3 protein-coding genes are annotated in these 4,061 nt (G+C 44.9%); all 3 read right to left on the minus strand.

All coding sequences use genetic code 11. From position 1 onward, the window contains the following. The coding region (gene gltB, locus ACP45E_RS16095) for a glutamate synthase large subunit (RefSeq protein ID WP_083251609.1) at positions 1–1,893 on the minus strand (1,893 nt) is incomplete at its 3' end. Between the two features lie 411 nt (positions 1,894–2,304). Continuing rightward, the gene (locus tag ACP45E_RS16100; RefSeq protein WP_017037343.1) at positions 2,305–3,774 is read right to left on the minus strand and encodes a glutamate synthase subunit beta; all 1,470 of its coding nucleotides are present in this window, start codon (positions 3,772–3,774) and stop codon (positions 2,305–2,307) included. Then, a partial coding sequence (locus ACP45E_RS16105) for a hypothetical protein (protein ID WP_141707369.1) occupies positions 3,774–4,061 on the minus strand: 288 nt, incomplete at its 5' end. The genes ACP45E_RS16100 and ACP45E_RS16105, both read right to left, overlap by 1 nt.

The following is a 4,061-nucleotide window of genomic DNA, read 5'->3' on the forward strand; positions in this document are numbered from 1 at the left end:
GGCCATTGCAGCAGGGATCGGTAGTTTGCCTTTCGTCAACACTCGATCAGATAGAACAATCAATACATTGCCGTTTTTTACTGCTTTAACACTGGCATCGCAAAGTTGGGTAATCGCTTGTTTTAAATCGATTTCTGTCGGTTCGTAGTTAATGTCTAACAGGCAATGTGCATAGTATTTTTGGTCTAGGTTGAGCAGTTGCTGCATATCGGAGTAGAGCAGCACTGGAGAGTCAAAACTGACTCTATGGGCATGACCGTCGGTTTCACAAAACACATTCATCTCTTGGCCGATGCTTGTCGCCAGTGACATGACATGCTTTTCACGCAAAGGATCAATGGGTGGGTTGGTCACTTGAGCAAATTTCTGACGGAAGTAATCGGTGACTAGGCGAGCTTTAGAAGATAACACAGCCATTGGTGTGTCGTCGCCCATGGATCCTGTCGCTTCTTGGCCCATATCACCGAGTACACGGAGTACTTGGTCAACTTCTTCATTGCTCATAGCAAACTGTTTCTGATAGGTTTTTAGCTGATCTTCATTCAGCGTGCGTTGCCCTACTTGTGTATCTAAAAGCTCTGAAAAAGGCGTGAGTTTGTGGACATTTTTTTCCATCCAGCTTTTATATGGGTGGCGACTTTTGAGATCGTTATCAATTTCACTGGACTGCCACAGTTTGCCTTTTCGGGTGTCAATCACCAGAAGCTCACCGGGGCCAACACGCCCTTTTTCAGCCACTTCATCTGGTGCGTAATCCCATATTCCGACTTCTGACGCTAATGTAATGAGTTTATCTTTGGTGATGACATAGCGAGCTGGGCGTAGGCCGTTTCGGTCAAGGTTACAGGCAGCGTATCGCCCATCGGATAAAACAATGCCTGCAGGTCCATCCCAAGGTTCCATGTGTTTGGAGTTGAAATCATAGAAAGCTCGAAGATCAGGATCCATATCGGGGTGATTTTGCCAAGCGGGCGGCACAAGCATTCTCATTGCTCTGAATACATCCATGCCTCCTGCTAAAAAGAGATCAAGCATGTTATCTAGGCTAGATGAGTCGGATCCTGTTTCATTAACAAAAGGAGCGGCGGTTTGAAGGTCAGGCAGCAATGGTGATGAAAACTTATAAGCACGTGCTTTAGCCCATTGGCGATTTCCCTCAATGGTATTGATCTCGCCATTATGAGCAAGGTAGCGAAAAGGCTGCGCTAATGGCCAGCGAGGCTGAGTATTGGTAGAGAAACGTTGGTGGAATAAGCAAATAGCCGATTCCATTCTAAGATCGGCAAGATCGAGATAAAACCGAGGAAGATCCGCCGGCATACATAGCCCTTTATACACCATAACTTGTGTCGATAAGCTACAGATATAAAACTCGTTATCGTCTGTGATCTGTTTTTCTATGCGTCGACGAGCGATGTACAAGCGTCTTTCTATGTCTCTTTCACGCCAACCCGCGGGAGCCGAAACAAAGACTTGTTGGATGTTGGGCAAGGATTCATTCGCGATAGGGCCGAGAACGTCTGAGTTAGTTGGCACCACTCGCCAACCTGATACGGTCAGTGTTTCTTTTGCCAGTTCGCTGTTGATAATTGCTTTGGCACGTTCATATTTGGTGCTGTCTTGACTAAAAAAGATCATACCAATCGCGTATTGACGGCTGAGGTTAAAGCCTTGTTCTTCAGCGATGAGGCGCAAGTAACTGTCGGGTTTTTGTAGCAGGAGTCCACATCCATCTCCAGTCTTTCCATCGGCGGCAATACCACCTCGGTGGGTCATGCGGTCTAATGCGGAAATAGCGGTGCGAACGAGTTTGTGGCTTGGCTCGCCTTCCATATGCGCGATCAAACCAAACCCACAGTTATCTTTCTCAAGACTTGGATCATATAAAGCCATTGCAATTCTCCCTTTGCTTCTCTGTCATCCAGACAGTAAATGACTAACTACTCATGATTATTGCTATAAGTGTATTTAGATATGCAATCAAATGCATTCTAGAGTTAACAAATTTTATCAATTCTGATATCGATTGATTCACAAAATATAGGTTATTGTAAAAAAGGTCAAGTTATTGGATAAATATCATGTTGTAGTGAGATTTACCACGTAATACTCTGAAAATATACTTTCAATTCATGAGGATAAGAATGGTTTATTTACATTTTACCAACATGTTTTGTGTGTTTTTGGGAGAGGAAAAACAAAAAAAGCCAGCATCGAGTGCTGGCTTAATATCATAAGTGATGTGATAGGTCTGATAGAGGTAAACAGACAGAAATCGTGTGATTACCTCCTCATTCGGCTTGCCTAGTTAGCAAGCATTAATGAATCTGCTTTCGCTTCTAAGTTGGAGTTACCCATCAAGAAGTTATCAATAGCAATAGCACATTCACGACCTTCGTTAATACAACGAACTACGAGAGACTGGCCTGTACGCATATCACCAGCAGCGAAAACGCCTTTCTGGTTGGTTGCGTAGCCTTCAGAAGCCACGTTACCACGATCATCCAGTTTAATGTCGAGCTGAGCTAGGACACCGGTTGGCTCAGGGTGCAAGAAGCCCATCGCTAGGAATGCCATATCACACGGAATCACACGTTCAGAGTTAGCCACTTCATCAAATCCAGGGCGCTCGCCTGGTTTCGCGTCTTGCCAAACGATGTCTGCAATACGTAGACCCGTGACTTCACCTTTGTCGTTGCCAATAAACTCTTTGGTCAGAATATTCCAATGACGTTCACAACCTTCTTCATGTGAAGTGGTGGTTTTCATGATCATTGGATATTGAGGCCAAGGCATATTAGCAGGGCGTTTTTCTGGCGGGACCGGCATGATCTCTACTTGAGTAATGCTGGCTGCTTTATGGCGGTTTGATGTACCCACACAGTCTGAACCAGTATCACCACCACCGATAACCACAACGTGCTTATCTTTAGCGTGAATTTCTTCCGTTTTTAGGTCGAGATCATTGGCACGACGGTTATTTTGGCCAAGGAACTCCATGGCAAAGTGAACGCCTTTCAGTTCACGACCTGGAATTGGTAAGTCGCGTGGAACCGTAGAACCACCGGTTAGCAATACCACATCAAACTCTTGACGCAGTTGTTGAGCGTTAACATCAACACCGATGTGCTGGTTAACTTTAAACTCAACGCCAGCTTCTGCCATTAGATTGATCTTACGATCAATCACGTCCATACCCAGTTTAAAATCTGGAATACCGAAACGCAGTAGACCGCCAACTTTTTCGTCACGTTCAAATACCGTCACAGAGTGACCTGCACTGTTTAGCTGCTCAGCAGCGGCTAAACCCGCAGGACCTGAACCGATAATAGCAACCGTTTTTCCTGTGCGAGAACGTGGTGTTTTCGGTTTTGCGTACCCTTCACGGTACGCAGTTTCTACAATGGTTTTCTCGATGTTACAGATGGTGATTGGGTCTTGGTTGATACCAAGAACACAAGCACTTTCACAAGGAGCAGGACACACTCGACCTGTAAATTCAGGGAAATTATTGGTTGAGCTTAAGATGTTCCAAGCTTCTTCCCAGCTGTCACGGTAAACCGCATCGTTAAATTCTGGAATAATGTTGCCGATTGGGCATCCGTTATGACAAAACGGAACACCACAATCCATACAACGAGAGGCCTGCGTACCAATTTTCTCACCAAATTCTTCGTTTAGAACGAACTCTTTGTTGTCTTCAATCCGCACTGATGGGTCTAACTTCTTTGGAAGCTCGCGACCATGTTCTAAAAATCCAGTAGGCTTACCCATTATACTGCCTCCACTTGTTCCGTTTGTGCCTGTTGTGCTTCAGCTTTACGTCTTTGAAGAACCGCTTTGTAATCACGTGGCATGACTTTCACCAGTGACGCAATATTAGCTTCAAAGTTGTTTAGGAAAGACTGAGCAACTTCACTTCCTGTGAATTCAACATGCTTAGTTAGCATTTCTTTAAGCAGCGTTTTGTCTTCTGCTTCGATTGGATCTAGGTCGACAAGTTCAGCGTTTAACTTAGTATTGAAGTCTCCTGCCTTATCCCAAACATAAGCGACACCGCC

The organism is Vibrio genomosp. F10 str. 9ZD137, assembly GCF_049974785.1.
Lineage (GTDB): Bacteria > Pseudomonadota > Gammaproteobacteria > Enterobacterales > Vibrionaceae > Vibrio.

Bases quoted from the DNA above. Each gene is read 5' to 3' on its own strand.
- ACP45E_RS16100 (WP_017037343.1), bottom strand. From the start codon at position 3,774: ATGGGTAAGCCTACTGGATTTTTAGAACATGGTCGCGAGCTTCCAAAG.